The sequence below is a fragment of the Alienimonas sp. DA493 genome (genome assembly GCF_043951915.1).
In the GTDB taxonomy this organism is placed as follows: domain Bacteria; phylum Planctomycetota; class Planctomycetia; order Planctomycetales; family Planctomycetaceae; genus Alienimonas.
Genome location: NZ_JBINJD010000111.1, coordinates 1 through 16,999 on the forward strand (window position 1 = coordinate 1; position 16,999 = coordinate 16,999).

At 70.8% G+C, this 16,999-nt stretch carries 12 protein-coding genes and 1 pseudogene; 2 read left to right on the forward strand and 11 right to left on the reverse strand.

The window, feature by feature from the left end; genetic code table 11:
- Nucleotides 1–596, forward strand: a pseudogene (locus ACG2DA_RS15815) (hypothetical protein); the annotation flags it as partial.
- A 143-nt stretch (nt 597–739) separates the two neighbouring features.
- On the opposite strand, the gene ACG2DA_RS15820 reads toward ACG2DA_RS15815, so the two are convergent.
- Nucleotides 740–958, reverse strand: a complete 219-nt coding sequence (locus ACG2DA_RS15820; RefSeq protein ID WP_395256757.1) for a hypothetical protein — start codon at nt 956–958, stop codon at nt 740–742.
- Between the two features lie 158 nt (nt 959–1,116).
- Nucleotides 1,117–5,673: a PAS domain S-box protein gene (locus ACG2DA_RS15825; RefSeq protein ID WP_395256758.1), complete on the reverse strand. Its 4,557-nt coding sequence runs from the start codon at nt 5,671–5,673 to the stop codon at nt 1,117–1,119.
- 1,063 nt (nt 5,674–6,736) lie between these two features.
- Here ACG2DA_RS15825 and ACG2DA_RS15830 point away from each other — a divergent pair.
- On the forward strand, nt 6,737–7,828 hold the full coding sequence (locus ACG2DA_RS15830; protein ID WP_395256759.1) for an NAD-dependent epimerase/dehydratase family protein: 1,092 nt from the start codon (nt 6,737–6,739) through the stop codon (nt 7,826–7,828).
- A gap of 50 nt (nt 7,829–7,878) precedes the next feature.
- Here the strand turns inward: ACG2DA_RS15830 and ACG2DA_RS15835 are convergent, their stop codons facing one another.
- The 9 genes from ACG2DA_RS15835 to ACG2DA_RS15875 form a co-directional block, all read right to left on the reverse strand.
- Entirely contained in the window at nt 7,879–8,502 is a 624-nt protein-coding gene (locus ACG2DA_RS15835) for a putative colanic acid biosynthesis acetyltransferase (protein ID WP_395256760.1), read from the reverse strand.
- Nucleotides 8,499–9,116, reverse strand: coding sequence for a class I SAM-dependent methyltransferase (locus tag ACG2DA_RS15840; RefSeq protein WP_395256761.1), 618 nt, complete (start codon nt 9,114–9,116; stop codon nt 8,499–8,501). The genes ACG2DA_RS15835 and ACG2DA_RS15840 overlap by 4 nt, the downstream gene beginning before the upstream one ends.
- Nucleotides 9,113–9,835 carry an FkbM family methyltransferase gene (locus tag ACG2DA_RS15845; protein ID WP_395256762.1) on the reverse strand — a complete coding sequence of 241 codons (723 nt, stop codon included), beginning with the start codon at nt 9,833–9,835 and terminating at the stop codon, nt 9,113–9,115. Before ACG2DA_RS15845 ends, ACG2DA_RS15840 begins: the two co-directional genes overlap by 4 nt.
- A 74-nt stretch (nt 9,836–9,909) precedes the next feature.
- Nucleotides 9,910–11,193, reverse strand: coding sequence for a glycosyltransferase family 4 protein (locus ACG2DA_RS15850; protein ID WP_395256763.1), 1,284 nt, complete (start codon nt 11,191–11,193; stop codon nt 9,910–9,912).
- Nucleotides 11,187–12,302, reverse strand: a complete 1,116-nt coding sequence (locus tag ACG2DA_RS15855; RefSeq protein WP_395256764.1) for a glycosyltransferase — start codon at nt 12,300–12,302, stop codon at nt 11,187–11,189. Before ACG2DA_RS15855 ends, ACG2DA_RS15850 begins: the two co-directional genes overlap by 7 nt.
- Entirely contained in the window at nt 12,302–13,522 is a 1,221-nt protein-coding gene (locus tag ACG2DA_RS15860; RefSeq protein ID WP_395256765.1) for a hypothetical protein, read from the reverse strand. Before ACG2DA_RS15860 ends, ACG2DA_RS15855 begins: the two co-directional genes overlap by 1 nt.
- A gap of 251 nt (nt 13,523–13,773) precedes the next feature.
- Nucleotides 13,774–14,997, reverse strand: a complete 1,224-nt coding sequence (locus ACG2DA_RS15865) for a glycosyltransferase family 4 protein (RefSeq protein ID WP_395256766.1) — start codon at nt 14,995–14,997, stop codon at nt 13,774–13,776.
- Nucleotides 14,994–15,968 carry a glycosyltransferase family 2 protein gene (locus tag ACG2DA_RS15870; protein WP_395256767.1) on the reverse strand — a complete coding sequence of 325 codons (975 nt, stop codon included), beginning with the start codon at nt 15,966–15,968 and terminating at the stop codon, nt 14,994–14,996. The genes ACG2DA_RS15865 and ACG2DA_RS15870 overlap by 4 nt, the downstream gene beginning before the upstream one ends.
- A complete protein-coding gene (locus tag ACG2DA_RS15875) occupies nt 15,965–16,972 on the reverse strand; it encodes a hypothetical protein (protein WP_395256768.1) in 1,008 nt (335 codons plus the stop codon). Before ACG2DA_RS15875 ends, ACG2DA_RS15870 begins: the two co-directional genes overlap by 4 nt.
- Nucleotides 16,973–16,999 lie beyond the last annotated feature (27 nt).

Below are 16,999 nucleotides of genomic sequence, written 5' to 3' on the forward strand. Positions count from 1 at the left end.
CGTCCGGCGCCGACTGGCTCCCCACGCTCTGGGAGTGGGCCGGCGGGGACGCCGCCGCGCTGCCGCCCGATCTTGACGGCGGATCGCTGGCCCCGGCGTTGCGGGCCCTCGGCGCGGGCGGACCGGGGCGTCCGCTCCCGCCGATCGACCGCGGCGGGGAGCTCGTCACGCACTCGCCCCACTACGTGCTGACCGCGGACGGATGGAAGAACCAGCGGCCCTCCTCGGCGATCTACGACGGCCGATGGAAGCTGGTCGCCTGGTACGAAACCGGCGAGATCCTGTTGTACGACCTCGCCGCGGACCCGTCCGAGTCGGCGGACGTCGGCGACGCCCGCCCCGCGGTTCGCCGCGACCTGTGGGTCCGGCTGCGGGACTATCTGGCCGCGGTCGACGCGAAGCTCCCCACGCTCGACCCGGCCCACCCGGCGAACCCGGGCGGCGAGGGCGACGCGGACGCCGACGGCCTGCCGGACGACTGGGAGTTCGCAACGCTGTTGTCGGCCCGCTTCGACGGGACGAGCGACCCGGACGCCGACGGCGCGTCCAACGCCGACGAGTACGCCGCCGGCTCCGACCCCCTCACCGCCCCGTAGCCGCCGGTCTCCGAACGGCCGCGCCGCACGTCGCGATCGGCGCGACGTGAGCGGGGACCGTCGCCGTGGCGCGGGCGAGCGGGTTTCGGACCGCCCCCGCTCCAAAGAGGCCGGGCTGCCTCCGAAGAGGCCGGGCGACTGACTCAGGCGGCCGCTCCCTGGGCGAGTTCGGCGACCGCCTCGCGGAGCGGGGCGATCCCCTCGCGGCGGATCTCAGCGAGCATCGCGTCGAACTGGACGGGATCGTCGCGGAGAGCGGGGAGCAGGTCCAGCCCCATCGTGACGACCGCCAAGTACGTCTTCACGTCGTGGCCGAGTTGCCGCCGGCGGTCCGGATCGGGATGGGCGGGGGGGAGGCTCATCGGCACGGTCGTCCCTGGGGGCGGGGGCGTCGGTCCGGCGACGCGCCGGTGAGGATGGCGGCGTCGGCCTCCGCCTTCAAGGTGACGGCCAAGGCGACGGCGAGGCGGACGCGGGGCCCCCGGCACGCTGCGCTCGCCGGCCGGGAGGGAAACCCGTCTTACGGTTCGGGCGGTCCGTCGTCGTCCAGGGCGGCGAACAGCTCCCGCAGGGCGGCGGGCTCGGCGGGTTTGACGAGGTGCCTGTCGAAGCCGGCCTCCGCCGTCCGGCGCCGGTCCTCCTGCTGGCCCCAGCCGGTCAGGGCGGCCAGCATCATGTCCCTCCCCCACGGCTCTTCGCGGATGCGGCGGGCGGCCTCGTAGCCGTTCAGGTTCGGCATCCCCAGGTCCATCAGCACCAGGGCCGGGCGGAACTCGGCGGCGACGGAGATCGCCTCCTGCCCGTCGTGGGCGGTGCGGACCTCGTGCCCCAGCATCTTCACCACCATCCCCAGCATGCGCGCGGCGGCCCGGTTGTCGTCCACCACGAGGACGCGGCGCTTCCGGCCGGCGGCGGGTTCCCCCGCCTCGTCGCGCTCCGGCTCGGACCTCCGGCGCGGGGGCGGCCCGGGCAGCGGCAGGCGGACGCGGAACTCGCTGCCCCGCCCCGCTCCCCCGCTGTGGACGGACACCTCGCCCCCGTGCAGTTCGACCAGCGACTTCACCATCGTCAGCCCGATGCCCAGCCCCGCGTACCCTTCTTCGCCGCCGTCCCGGTCGAGTTGGGTGAACATCCCGAAGATCGACTCCCGCTTCTCCGCCGGGATGCCCAGACCGTTGTCCCGGACCGACACGACCACCTCGCCGGCCCCCGTCTCGCGTTCGCCCGTCTCGCGTTCGCCCGGGCGGGGCTCCACCGCGGCGGTGAGGGAGAGGCGGCCGCCGGGCGGGGTGTACTTGATCGCGTTGCCCAGCAGATTGGAGAAGACCTGGGCCAGCCGGGCGGCGTCGGCGTCGAGCGGGACGGGATCTTCGGGCAGCGACAGCGTGAACTCGTGCCGGGCCTCGTCCAGCGCGGGGCGGACCGCTTCGACCGCGCTCCGCACGACCTCCGCCAGTTCGACCCGCCCGCGGCGGAGCTGGAGCTTGCCGCGGGTGATACGGGAGATGTCCAGCAGGTCGTCGATCAGACGGGTCATCTGCCGGGTCTGCCGCTCCATCGTCTCGCGGACCGTGGCGACGGCGTCGGGGGCGTCGCCGGCGAGCCGCAGCACCTCCAGCCCGCTGCGGATCGGGGCCAGCGGGTTGCGCAGCTCGTGGGCGAGGGTGGCGAGGAACTCGTCCTTGCGGCGGTCGGCCTCGGACAGGCGGGCGGCGACGGTCCGCAGTTCCGCCTGGATCCGCTCCTGCTCGCTGACGTCGGTGTTCGTGCCGAACCAGAACCGGATCTCGCCGTTCTTCCCCCGCAGCGGGTTCATCCGGGTGAGGAACGGCCGGAAGACGCCGTCCTTCCCCCGCAGCGGGAAGACCATATCGAAGGTTTCGCCGGCGGCGAGCGACGCGTGGAACCGCTCCAACACGTCCGGCAGCGCCTGCGGGTCGTGGACGGACTGCCAGCCCCACCCCTCCACCTGCTCGAAGGTCGTGCCGGTGTACTCGTACCAGCGACGGTTGTACCAGAAGATGTGCCCGTCCGGCCGGGCCATCCAGGCGAGCTGGGGGATGCTGTCGGCCATCAGCCGGAACTTCTCCTCCGCCTCCCGCCGGGCCGCCTCGACCCGCCTCCGTTCGCTGACGTCCTTGAACAGGATCGCCACCTGGTCGGCGCTCGGGCCGCCGGCGCCCGGGCCGCCGGGCCGGTAGGCGTGGACCTCGAACCAGCGGTCGCCGAGGGCCGCCGCATGGTTCACGAACCGCACCGGCTCGCCGGTCCGGGCGACCTTCCCGTAGGTCTCCCGCCAGAACGGTTCGAGGCCCGGGGCGAACTCCTGGGTGGTCTGTCCGACCACGTCGCCCAGCCCGGTGTGCTTCCGGAACGCCGGGTTCATCTGGAGGATGCGGTAGTCCTCCGGGCGGCCGGCCGCGTCGAACAGCATCTCGACCAGGCAGAACCCCTCGTCCATCGACTCGAACAGGCTGCGGTAGCGGGCCTCGCTCTCGGCCAGCCGGCGGGTCGTGCGGGCCCGTTCCAGCGCCTCCCAGCAGCGGTCGACGACCGTCTCGACCAGCTCGACCTCCTCGGCGGTCCACTCGCGGGGGGTCGTCTGGTGAACGGCCATGGCGGCCGTGAACCGCCCGCCCTTGTGCAGGGGCACGCAGACGCCGGAGCGGACGTCGGCGGCCCGGTACGCCGCCCGGTCGTCCGCCCCGATCCGCGGGTCGGCCTCCGCGTCGGTCACGACGTAGCTCTCGCCCGCCTCCATCGCCCGGGCGCACGCCGTCCCGAAGGCGACGACCGGCCAGCGGCCGACGATGCTCGGCACGCCCCGCGCGTAGTCGCCGGTGATCACGAAGGTCGCCTCGGCGGCGGGCCGGCCCTCGACCTCCGCGTAGGCGCAGCGGTCCGCGTCCAGGTGCTCGGCGAGCCTCCGGGCGGTGGCGGCCGTCACCTCGTCCGGGTCGGTCAGCGGCTGGGTGGCGGCGGTGAGATCGGCGAGGAAGCGGTCGCGGCGTCCGGCCCGCCGCCGCTCGGTGACGTCGGCGTGCACGCCGACCCACTCGGCGATCTCGCCGGCCTCGTCCAGCACGGGCACCGCCCGGATCGTGCACAGCCGCCACTGCCCGTCGCGGCGGCGGACGCGATGCTCGAAGCGGAACTCCCGCCGCCCGGCGACCGCCTCGTTCCAGGCGTCGACGGTCGGTTGCGCGTCCTCCGGGTGGACGGCGTCCGCCCAGCCGTAGCCCTGGTACTGTTCCGCCGTTTGGCCGGTGAAGGACTCCCAGCCGGGCTGCTCGCCCTCCATCTCGCCGCGGGCGTTGTTCGTCCAGACAATGTCGCCGACCGACTCGACCGCCGCCCGGAACCGGCGTTCGCTGCGCCGCACCGTTTCTTCGGCCCGTTTCCGCTCGGTCAGATCGAACATCGAGCCGACCATGCGGACCGCCCGGCCGTCTTCCCGCACCACGCGGCCGCGGTCGAACACGGTGGCGTAGCTGCCGTCGGCCCGGCGGAAGCGGTATTCGTCCTCCCAGTCGTCCCCGCCCGTCTCCCCGTCGATTACCGCGTGAATGCCGTGGGCGACGCGGGCCCGGTCGTCCGGGTGGACCTGCTCGACCCACCAGTCCGCCTCGGGACCGACTTCGTCGGCGGCGTAACCGAACCGGGTGCGGACTCCCTCGTTCCAGGCGACCCGGTCGGTCGCGAACTCCCAATCCCAGATCGCGTCGTTGGCCGCCTCGCCGACCATCCGGTAGCGGAGCTCGCTCTCCCGCAGGGCGGCCTCGACCCGCTTCCGATCGATGAGCCCGGCGACCTGCTCGGCCAGCGGCGCCAGGTCGGTCAGCACCGCGTCGGAGAGCGGCTCCCGGCCGAACACCCCCAGGACGCCCACGCACCGGTCCTCCACCAGCAGGGGGAAGCCGGCGAAAGCGATCATCCCCTCCCGGTGCACCCACTCGGGGTCGGTGACGTTCGGGTCGTTCGGCAGGTCGTTCGTCAACAGCGGGCGGCGGTCGCGGGCGATCCGGCCGATCTTGAGCTCGCCGAAGCGGACGCGGGCGTGGGCCTCGTCCAACGGCGTCTCGATGCCGGCGCCGGCCTTCAGGACCAGCCAGCCGCCCTCCCCGTCGGCCCGGGGCTCGTCTTCCACGCCCCAGACGCGGGCGAAGGCCGCGCCGAGGTGTTTCACGAACGCCTCGCAGCATCGGCGGAGCACGTCGGGCAGCGGTCCGGCGGTCACCAGCGCCTCGGCCACGTCGGCCCGCAGCGCCGTCAGCCGGACGCGCTCGGCCTCGTCCTGCTCGGCCCGCTTCCGTTCGGAGATGTCCCGGATGTAGCCGGTGAAGGTCGGCGGGCCGTCCCCCCCCACGGGGGTGATGGACAGCTCCACCGGGAACTCCGTCCCGTCCGCCCGCAACGCCGTCAGCTCCAACCGGCGGTTCAACACCGGGCCCTCGCCGGTCGCCAGGTAGTGGGCCATGCCGCGGCGGTGGGCGTCGCGGAAGCGCTCCGGGATGATCAGTTCGGCCAGTTCCCGGCCGCGGGCGTCGCCGGCGGCGCGCCCGAACATCCGCTCGGCGGCGGGGTTGAAGTCCAGCACCCGCCCGGCGTGATCGATCGAGATGATCCCGTCCAGGGCGGCGTCGAGCACCGCCGCCTTGCGGGCCTCGCTGGCCTTCAGGTCCCGCTCGCGCTGCCGCCGCTCGGTCACGTCGCGGAACACGAGCACCACGCCGACGATCGCCCCCCCGGAGTCGCGAATCGGGGCGGCGCTGTCGTCGATCGGCCGCTCGACGCCGTTGCGGGCGATCAGGATCGTGTGGTTCGCCAGCCCGACGACGACCCCCTCCCGCAGGGCGCGGTCGGCCGGGTTGTCGACCGGCGTGCGGGAGAACTCGTTGACGATGCGGAAGATCTCCGCCAGCGGCCGGCCGCGGGCGTCGGCCAGCGTCCAGCCGGTGAGTTCCTCGGCGATCGAGTTGAGGTAGGTCACTCCGCCCGCGGCGTCGGTCGTGACCAGCGCGTCGCCGATGCTGGCGAGGGTGACCCGTAGCAGGTCGTCCGGGTTAACGTCGCTCATACGTCCTGGTGCACCGTTCGAACACGCCGCCACACCCCGCCGACGATTTGTGCGGCGTCGTAGTTGGAACGGGGGCGAAGATCTTGACGCCGCAGTATCGCCGCGGAAAGCGTGACGCCAAGTTCGCCCCCCCCCGCCGCGTCCCCGCCCGGCCCCCGCCGCGGTTCGACGTGCGACGTCGCGGTGGACGGGGAGGTCAGGCTCGCCGGCGACGGCCGACGGCCACGAGATGGCCGTGCTCTTGACGATGACGGACCACAAGGCCCGCGGCGCAGAGCCGCCGGGGGCGTCACGACGGTTCGCCGCTGCGGGCGTCGAAGGCGCTGGGCGCCCCGCGGGGCGCCCTCCGGCGGGTTCTCGCCGGGCCGCAGTCGCCCGGGGCGTTGTGGAGCGCCGCCGAAGGCGCCCGGCCGGGGACGCGGCGGTCGCCCGATCGCGTCCGGGCTACCGACCAACCCCGCGACGCCCTATCCTCGCAGCCCCAGGAGGCCGTAGCTCAATCGGTTAGAGCGCGCGACTCATAATCTTGAACGACTCCGGGGCCCGAAGCCGCTCCGGCACTGCAAAAACAGGGTTCCGCGGCGACCGCCGCTAGACAACGGTTGTCGGCGAAACCTGCCCAAACTACCCCGTCGGGTTGTAAACTACAACCGCCCGGAGACCGCGCGAGCGACGTCCGCGCGGTCGTCCGTCCGCCCCGCGAAGCCGCTCGCCGGGCCCCCTCCGACGTCGGCCGCGATGACGACAGAACGTTCACCGGAGTCAGGAGCGTGGCGTCCCCTTCGACCGCCGTCGCGGGCCGTCTGGCGGGGGAACGCTCCAGTCGTCACTCGACCAGCCCGTTGCCGCGATCGCCAGGGGCGTCCCCGCGCACGGCCGATGCAGGACGGGCGTAGCGACGTCACCTGAAAAGGAGGACTGGCCGCCGCGAAGCGTTCGCGGCGGGTCGAAGGACGGCGACGTTCAGCTCTCGCTGGGGTGCGAGGCTTGCTTCGACCTTCCGGCGACCGCCGGGTACGGTCCCCTGTCGATTTCCTAAACCCGCCGAGGCGGATTCCCTCTGATGCCTAAAACGTCTCGGCCCAGCGAAGCCGGCCCCGTTCGGGCCGAGGCGTCTCCCCGCCCGGTGCTGCTGACGGGGGCCGCGGGGTTCATCGGGGCGGCGGTGGGCCAGAAGCTGCTCGCCGCCGGGACGCCGGTCGTCGGCGTGGACGACCTCAACCCGTATTACTCGCCGACGCTGAAGCGGGCCCGGCTGGAGCGGCTCGTCGCGGCGGCGGAGGCGTCGGGGGCCGGGTTCGACTTCCGCCAAATCGACCTGGCCGACCGAACCGCCTGCGAGGCGGTCTTCGCGGCGGGGCCGTTCGACCGCGTGATTCACCTCGCCGCCCAGGCGGGGGTGCGATACAGCCTCGACAACCCCCACGCCTACGCCGCGGCGAACCTCACCGGGTTTCTCAACGTGCTGGAGGGATGCCGGCGGCAGGCCGAGGCCGGTTCCCCGCCGCACCTGGTCTACGCCTCCAGCAGCAGCGTGTACGGGGAGAACCCGGATCCGGTGCTGTTCGTCGACCGCCCGGCCGACCACCCCGTCAGCCTGTACGCGGCGACCAAGCGGGCGAACGAGCTGATGGCCCACAGCTACGCCCACCTCTACGGCCTGCCGTGCACCGGGGTGCGGTTCTTCACCGTCTACGGCCCGTGGGGACGGCCGGACATGGCCGTATGGAAGTTCACGGAGCGGATCCTGCGGGGCGAGCCGATCGACGTGTACGGCGAAGGGAAGATGCGGCGGGGATTCACCTACGTCGACGACGCCGCCGAGGGCGTCGTCCGCCTCGCCGACTCCCCGCCGGCGGCACCGACCAACGGGGCGGCGCCGGCCTCGCCGGACCGCGGGACCGGCCCCTTTCGCACCTACAACCTCGGCAGCCGGGAGCCGGTGGAGCTCATGCGGCTGATCGAGGTGATCGAGTCCGCCTGCGGACGGCGGGCGGAGAAACGCTTTCTGCCGATGCAGCCGGGCGACGTCGTCTCCACGGCCGCCGACACGGCGCCGCTGGAGAAAGCGATCGGCCTCACGCCCTCCACCCCGATCGAAGAGGGCGTCGGAGCGTTCGTGCGGTGGTACCGCGACTACCACGGCGTCCGCTAATCCGACGGCCGGATCGTCCGAGCGTTCGCCCGATCAGGACCGGCGGTGGGTCAGGTCGGCGCCCGCGACGCCTCGGCGGCCGGCCGCCCCCGCAGCTCCCGCCGGCGGAGGAACCGGGCCGGATTGCCGACGACGATCGCCCAGGGCTCGACGTCCTTCACCGCCACCGCCCGGGCCCCGACGACCGCCCCCTCGCCGACCGTCACCCCCGGCCCCACGAACGCCTCCGCGCAGACCCACGCCGAGGCCTCGACGAGGATCGGCCGGGCGACCAGCCGCATGTGCGGGTCCGCCACGTCGTGCGTCGCTGCGCACAAAAACGCCCGCTGCGACACCGTCGCGTGGTCCCCAATCGAGATCGGGGCGACGCAGTAGCAGTCCACCCCCGCCCCGAGGCAGGCGTACTCCCCCAGCGTGAGGTTCGCCGGCAGCCAGATCTTCGCCGACGGTAAGACCTTCGCCCCCCGCCCGACGGTCGCCCCGAAAAGCCGCAGCAGAAACCGCCGCCAGCCCCATAGCGGTCGGGGCGAGCACGCGAACAGCGTCGGCCGCACCGCCCCCCACGCGACCCGGGCCAGCTTGTTCCCGAGCGAGTGCGGGCTGGGACAGTCGTCCGCGGCGACGGAGACGGCGGCGGACGGCGCGGCGAGAGTAGGCGGGGTCGCGGGCGTCACGCCGGCTTGCGGGCGGAGAGAATCATCGACTTCCACAGGTACGGCAGTCGGCCGGCCCCGCGGAATTGAATATCTTCGAACCCGGCGTCGGTCAGCAGCGTCGTGAGCGTCCGCCGTGACCAGAACTTGATATGCCCGCCGTCCCAGAGAACAGTGAAATGGGCGTCCAGTTTCCCCGCGGCGGCGAGCGCCAGATTCTTCAGATAGCCGTGGTAGGGGGTGGTGAGCACGACGCCGCCGCCGGGCCGGAGGACGTCGAACAGGGCCGCGGCGTAGGCGCGGGGGTCGTACAGGTGCTCGACGACTTCCAGCGACGTGACGACGTCGAAGCGCCGGCCGAGCCGGCCAACGAGGTCGTCGGTGACGGAGGCCACTTCGAACCGCGTTCCCGGGTGCGCCTGCCGCGCCGCCGCAATTCCGCTCTCGGACAGGTCGACGCCGACGACGTCGCGGCCGGCCGCGGCCAGCGTGCCGGCGAACGCCCCGTTGCCGCATCCCGCGTCGAGCACCGACGCTCCCCAGGGGATCAGCGTCCGTACCGGATCCCACAGGTACTCCTGAGTGTGCGCGGCATCGGCGTTCGAGAATCCGTATTCGAGATAGGCCTCGGTCATCGTCGTTCCCCAGGCGGGTCGATATGTTCGCACCAAAGCGGGTCCGCCCGATCGGCGAGGGGATCGGTCACGGGGCGACCATCCATTGTTTCAGCCCGATAGCCGCGGGAGAGCAACTCGTCTCGCACGCCGGCCCGCTCCTCCGGGCCGTGCAACTCTATGTACACCGCCGGGGCTCGCTCCTCCAACAATCGCCGAGCGCCTCGGAGGACGGCCGCGGCGGCGCCCTCCACGTCGATCTTCAGCAGGTCCGGCGAGCGTTCGCCGGCGGCGACCACGCCGTCGAGCGTCACCGCGTTCACCTGTAAGACCGACGCGCCGTCGTGCCGGTACGTCGGCTCCACGTCTCGGAGCTTGCCCTGCGTCGCCCGGTCCTCCGGGAAATCGAACGTCATGACGCCCTCCGCGTCGGCCGCGGCGGCCCGCACCACGCGGGCCTGACCGAATTCGTTGAGGGCGAGATTCCGCTCCAGATCGTCCGCGAGGCTGGGAACCGGTTCGAAACAGACGACCCGCCCGTCCGATCCGACCGCACCGGCGAACAGCAGGGCGACCTGCCCGCGGTTGCCGCCCACGTCGTAGACCGTCTGCCCAGCCCGCACCCGCCCGGCCAGCCCTCTCAGGTGTTGGCCGTCCATCCCAAGGGCGTAGGCCACCCCCATCGCGTCGCGGACGACGAACTGGACCCCGTGCAGCGGTCCCGCGAGGACGCGCCGCACGCGACCCCGGGGGTAGAAAAACTTGAGAAACGCGCCGACCGCTTGGACGGAGCACCGGTGTGGGTCGGGCGGCGTCACGCGGGGATCGGGGCGTGGGACGGAACGAGGGGGCCAGACAAGCAGACGGACTCTAAGGCGGAGACGCCGGTCGGGCGATCGAAACCCTCGGCGATTCCCCTTAGTTCCGCGGGGTCGGCGGCGATGCGGCCTGAGAGGAACGCCCGCATTCGTTCGGCCAGGGCTTCGGCGGAGGCGACGTCCGTCAACCATTCGTCGCCGGCGAGCGTGACCAATTCCGGGATCGCCGCGACCGGCGTGGCGATCACCGGCACGCCCGCCGCATACGATTCTAAGATAATCAGTCCGAAGCATTCCAAGTCGCGGGTCGGCAGCACGAAGCAGTCCGCCGCCGCGTAGCACCTCGGCAGGTCTTCGTCCGGCACGAACCCCAGCAGCGTCACGCGCCCGGACAGCCCAAGGGCGTCGATCCGGGTCTGAAGCTCGCCCCGCAGCGGCCCGCCGCCGCCGATGAGTAGCCGGAACCGCGCCCCCGACCGGTCCAACGCCGCGGCGGCGTCGATCAGCAGGTCCAATCCCATTCGCCGGTGCAGGCGACGGAGCGTGAAGAACGTCGGCTCCCCTGCCGCGTCCGCCCAAGCCCCGCCGAGCTGGGCCCGTAATGCGGGGCGGTCGTCCGCAACTCGAAACTGATCGACGGCGACCCAGCCGGGGCAGACCGACGCCCCCCCGACCGGGGCGTCCCGGAGCGTCTTAATTCCGGGATACAGCGCTCGCAATCGACGCAACGTAAATGTCGAGTCCCCGGTGACCGCATCGGCCCGCCGGCAGTTTCGCCCTTCCAAAGCCGCGGCCACGCGGGTCGACCACGATCGCGGCCCGCGGCGGCCCTCCGCAGCGAACTCGTCCGCGAAGGGAGAATGTACTGTATAAACCGTCCGGACCGCCCCGCCCGCCCCCGACTTGGCCCCCCGGAGCCCCCGCAGAGCCCCCGCGAACTGCAGCGGCGTGTGTCCGTTCAGGCAGTCCGGCGGTCCGGCCTCGGCGAGAGTCCTCCGCACGGCGGCGGCGGTCCCGCGGACGTGGCCCCACAACGCAAAGGGCCCCCGCCCCGGCGGACGCGGGTAGCGCCACACCGTCACCCCCCGCTCGACCGTCCGCGGCGGCGGACTCCGTTCGTGCCCGCAACAGATGTAATGCACCCGGCGACCACGGCCCGCAAGACTCTCGGCGAACTCCGTCGCCAGCTTGAACGATCCGCCGGCCAGATCGTCCACCCACGCATGGGCCGCCACGAAGACGGTCCGCGGCGGCTCGTCTTCACGTTCAGGCGTCAACATAGATCGAACATCGCTTCCAGCGGCGGGGTGACACGTTCCCAACGGAATCGCTCGGCGTTCTCCCGGGCTGCGGCGGACAGTCCCGCCTGATAGTCCCGGTCCGTCAACAGTCGATCGAGGTGGTCAGCGACCGCGGTGACGTCGTCGGGATCGCAATATCGCCCGCCGGCGCCGCCGATCTCCGGCATCGCGCATGCTGTCGAGCCGACGACCGGAACGCCGAACGTCTGAGCCTCCACCGCAGGGATGCCAAACGATTCGCACCTGCTCATCAGGCAGAAGACCGTGGCCTCTGCGTAATGCCGATACAGTTCGTCCCGAGAAACACGTCCAACGATTCGCACATGATCTCGCAAGCTTGCCGAGGCGATTTCCGCCTCGATCTCGACGCGATAATCCGGTTGCGACCACGGGCCGACGAGCCTTGCTTCGAACCGCCTTCCGCGGTCGCGGAGCTCTGCACATGCACGAACGAGGGTCTCCGCATTCTTCCACCGGGCCATCACCGAAACGCTGAGAATTAGATTCTCTCTCCGCGGCACAGCGCTTGCCGCGGCCGCATGCCGTGCAGATTCGTCAACGGCCTGATAGACGATTAACTCGCGTGAAGCAGCGGGAGCCCCGGCATCGCGATAGAGCTGCCGCAGATGGTTCGAGTTATAAACCATCAAGTCAGCCTCGGCAGTTGCCCGCCGGTAAGCATAACGCTGGATACTCGCGCGGATCTTATCGGCTCCCTCTTTAGCAACCGCCTTCGTCAGGCACCAAGGATTCTGAGCGAAACAAACGTGCGGGACCGGCGGGCGGGCGGGCGGAAGAGAACCAGCAGGCGTAAAAACAAGATTCGCTCCTACACGACGCACCTCTTTGGAAAGTTGAGTGGCCTGCCACGCCGCACGACGGAACGGTGACGTGAGGTCGACGTCCAACCGGACCGCTGAAACGTTCTTCGGAAGATCTTTAGCTAGTGCATCCTGCGTGATGTCGTACAGCAAGACAAAACGGTGCCGCCCTGCGGTGCGACGGGCTAACTCTCGAAGATGGCCGCCAAGCACGTGGTATCCGCTGGGGGCACGAGCGGAAAGGCCGTCGATGAACGCGACTGCCATCAGTCCCCCCCCGTCATCGTAGTTCTGCGATTAGTGCCGATCTGGTCTCGGCCGAGTTGATAAGCTGGTGCGCCAAGAACGATGTGCGACCTCGTCCTATGCCACTCGCCGTGAACTGGAGGCTGGCTGTACCAAGCCCTCGCCTCCCCTCCCAGCCGCAGTACAAAGCCCGCGATCGCCAACAGCAGGAGCGTTTCCATTGGGTCGCCGCTGAATGACTGGTGCGAAATAGTCATACAGGCCGCCGCCGCCGCCAGCATCGCCAGCAGGCAGGTCTGCAAACGGGCGTGCGGGGCGAACTCGCCGCGGCGCGGCACGACGGCGGCGAGCGCCCCCAACAACACCAACGACGCGAAGGCTAACAGAACGGCCCCTGGCAGCCCCAGTTCGGTAAGCACCCGCGCGCCCATGCTCTCGGGCCACGCCAGATTCCGGCCGGCGATGTAATAATGTCCCTGGGTGGCGGATCCCAGCCCGTTGCCGAACGGCCCGTACTGTCGCAGCACCGGATCGATCGAAGACACGGTCTCCGTTCCCAGCCGCTCCGTGCTCCCGCCTAAAGTCGACATTAGGTAATCCTCGTTCCCGAGCCCCAATCCGGTCTCGCCCGCGGCCAACAGGACTCCCGCCGCGGTCACGCCCGCTCCCGCAACGGCCACGCCCACCGCTTTGACCCAACCTTCCCGCAGTGCTTGGAGGGCGGTCGCAACGCCGACGAACACAACCGGAACGCCGATCATCTTCCGTCGACCGCTGAGGACCAGGCATGCCCCGCCCCACACGACCAACAGTAGCCAGCCCCACCAAGGAATCCGACGTCCGGTTTCTGGCTGATGAACGGCGAGCGTCGCCGCAAACATCATCAAATGGGCGGCCCGCAGGCCCATGGTGTCGGGGCTGCGGTACCAACCCGAGAGGAGCGGGATGATTTCGTCGTAGTGGTATCGAACCCACTCCGCCTCGATGCCCCCCAGTCCCGGCCAGCCCCACCCGAAGCGTTCGGCCGGCACCGAAACCAACATGGCGCCGTTCACTGCGCAGTACCACCCGCTCAATCGGCGAACGTCCGCGGTTGAATTCGCGAAGGCGAAGCCGATCGCGAGCCCCAGCAGGGGGGCCAGGTAGGACACCGCCCCGAACGCCGCGACCATCGGCCCGCGAGGCAACGTCGCGGCCGCCATGACCGCCCCGGGCACGAGGGCCGCGACGAGAAGAATCACAAACCGTCTCACCCTAGGGTGCGCCCGGAACACGGCAGTCGCCCCGCCGCGGCCCTCCCATAGTATCCCCGCGAAGACCGCCGCCCAGACCGCAGTCGGGGCCAGTGTGATGATTAGAGAAAATCCGGGCGTCAGCTTCCGGGCCGGGTCCCGGACCGCGTCCAACAGCACGGCTGCGTAGACGCCCCACCGCCATCGTACGAGAGAGACCCCGCAGCAGGCCGCGACGGCCGTATAAAACAGTGCGGCCATTATACGAACCGCCTTTGGCCGGCCGGCCGCCGTCTCTCGGTCCGGCCGACGACGGCGCGGGCGGCCGCGGCGAGCCCGGCCGCGGCCGCCGCGGGTGAATAGGTCGCCACCCGTTCCTGGGCCGCCGCCCCCATCCGCCGGAGTCGGTCCCGGTCCCGTCCCAGGTCAGCTAAGAGTTGCGCCAACTGCCGCACGTCCCCCAGCGGGAAGATCGCACCCGTCGCGCCAATCCCTTCCGACTCGATCAGATCCGGTCCGCACCCGACTCGGTCGCTGACGATTACCGGTCGACCGCACGCCATCGCCTCGTTCACCACCAAGCCCCACGTCTCCCCGGCGTCGGACGGCAGGACCAACAGATCGGCCGCCCGGTACGCCAGCGGGATCTCCGATTGGTTGACGAATCCCGCAAACGTCGCCGGCACGCCGCGGGCGCGGACGAACGCCTCGCACTCCCCGCGCAGCGACCCGTCCCCCACCAGCAGGGCGTGCGGCGCCGGCCCGGGGGCGTCCGCGACTTCTGCAATCGCTTTCAAAAAGTCCAGCGGCCGTTTTTTCTCCTCAAATTTCCCGCTGAACAGCGCCACCGTCCGGTCCTCGGGGATCCCGAACCGGGTTCTCGCCTCGCCCACCGTCCCGGCCGCCGCCGCACCCGCGAAGCGATCGTTCTCCACGCAGTACGGGGCGTCGAACAATCGTCGGCCGGGAACGCCGCGGGCCCGGTAGAACGCCCGGCTGGCCGTGCCGATCGGGCAACACGCGGCGTAGCGGTTCACCAGTAGGGATTGGATCCGCCGTACCCACCAGGGCCGCACCCGCAGATCGTTCGCCTCGCCGCGGACCACGCACGGAACGCTTAGCCGGCGGCAGGCGAGCAGCGTCTGCAACATGGCTTTCACGTTCCAGCCGTTCACGACCACCGCATCATACCCGCCGCGGCGGAGTACGTCCCGCACGCCCGGCGTGTCGCACCCGGCAAAGCGCGTCACCGACGGCTCGCGTGCCACATTCTCCAAGACTTCGTAGCGGTATCCCTCCAACAGCGGCAGATCCCACTCGAACGCCACCCCAAACCCATCTCCTTGCGCAGCCGCATCCGGCAGATGGCAGAACAGGACTGTCAAGTCGATCCCGCAATCTGCGGTCAGCTCCCGAAAGACGGGAACCTGATACTGAATCGGATGCGAGGTGACGAACGCCACCTTCATGGGCCGATCGTTCATACCTTCCCCCGGACGGCAGCGACTGGCGACGGATCCGCCGGAGACGCATCGCCGTTCATCAGCAGGGGCTCCCCTCGAGCTGCTTTGCGGGCGACCGCAAACGCTCTCGCCTCGCCGAGCAACTTGACCGGGATCCACCAGGGCCGGGCGAGGTGAAACTTCGTCCTCACCTCCCGGAAGGCTCGGTTCAAGCAGTACGCCGCCTTCTCGCCGACGCTTCGGCCGTGCCGGAGGGCGTAATAATAGTCTCCGAACCCGTGCTTCGGGTCGGCGCTGGTCAGGTGCGACCCGGTGTCGCGGGTCCCGCCAGCGGGGACCCGCAGGTGGTCAATGGCGGCGTCCGGGGCGAAGCGAATCGTCCCACCAGCGGCGATCAGCCGGCGGGCGAAGTCCGTTTCGAATCGGTATGCGGCGCCGTAGAAGCGTTCGTCAAACCCGCCGACCGCCAACGCTCGGTCCCGCTTCACGGACAAGTTACCGGCCATCACGTTTGCCACCTCCCCCGGCCGCACGGAATGAAAGGGGAAATCGCGATCATCCCGCAGCCCGACCCGCCGCGGCGGCCGGGGCAGATTCGCCGGCGATTGCCACGGCTGGATCACCTGCCCCACGACGGCCCACGCCTCCGGAAACTCCGCATGGGCCCGACGATGCGCGGCGATCAAGCCAAGGTGAGGCCGGACGTCGTCGTCCAAAAACAGGACCAGCGGAGTCTCAGCCAACATCAATCCGCGGTTCATCGCCTTCGGGATCGACGCCTCCGCCGGCCGGTCCCACGCGATCCGCCCCGCCGCACGCCAATCCGCGAGGCGTCGCTGGGTTTCCGGCTCATGGGCGGGCGTCTGATCGACGACCACGAGTTGATCCGGAGGGTCCTCCAGATTGAGGACCTGTTCCAGTGAGTCGATTAAGACCCCCTCGCGGCCGAGCGTGGGCACGACAACGGTGAGGGCGGGCGGCGGGGCGTTCATTCGACCGCCCCCGCGTGGGGGGCGTGCGTGATCGGCCCGCTCCGCGGATGCGAGGATTCCGCGGAGCCCCCCCGCAGTCCCAGCGATCGCAGGACGGCCCCGCCCCGACGCCGGAGGGCCCAGTACCCCGACGCCCGCCGCAGCCACGGCAAGACGCCCGGGGGCATCTGGTACTTTCGCACGATGTCGCGGAGATGGTCGCGGGACATGTCGTAACCCAGTTCGCGGCCGAGGGAGACGACTTCCGGGTGCCGGTCGTATCGCTCCCACTCGTCGCCGATCGGTCGGACCTCAACGTCGTTCTGCCGGAACACGTTCTTCCGCGGCGACTGCGGGATCTCCTTCCTGGCCGGCAGACCGGCGAACTCGGCGATCCGGTCCAGCGTCTCGGGACTTCGGAAGATCTCGTCGGCGGTCACTGTCAGCGTCGACAGGTCCGGAAATCGCTTTGGGAGTTCGAGCCCGTAGGCGGTGATCTCCAACCAGCGGTAGAGGGATCGCTCGAACGGCGACATCCCGTCCCACCGGTCCGCGAACTGCGGATAGAGGACGCGATCGTGAAACGGCGTGATCGCCCAGGCGGGCGATTTATTTAGGGAATAGTGGCCCATCACCGCGAACGACGCGGCGACCTGAACCGGATGGCGATGGACGATCAGCGCCCGTAGTTGGTCGCCGTATTCCTGCCGCAGCCCCGGAACCAGGGCACTCATGGTCCATCCCGCCTCGAAGACGGGGGCGCGTTCGGAGGCGTCGCGCCAGTCGTTCAGGACGGCGCGGACGCCGGGTTCGGCGAGCATCGGCTCGAACGCGCGGGCGTCGTAGGCCCGGTGGTAAACCGCCGGCTTCGCCACGTTCGGGTGCAGGCTCTCGTGAGCGATCGTTGCGTCGGGGAACGACAGTTCGAACGTCTCGGCCAAGTAGGTCGTGCCGCAACGCCCGGTGCTGACGGTCACCGTGATCGGATGCGCCGCGATCGGGCGGCGGGGCGGGGGCGAAGTCATTGAGGGAGACGGGTGCGGGGGGGGGGG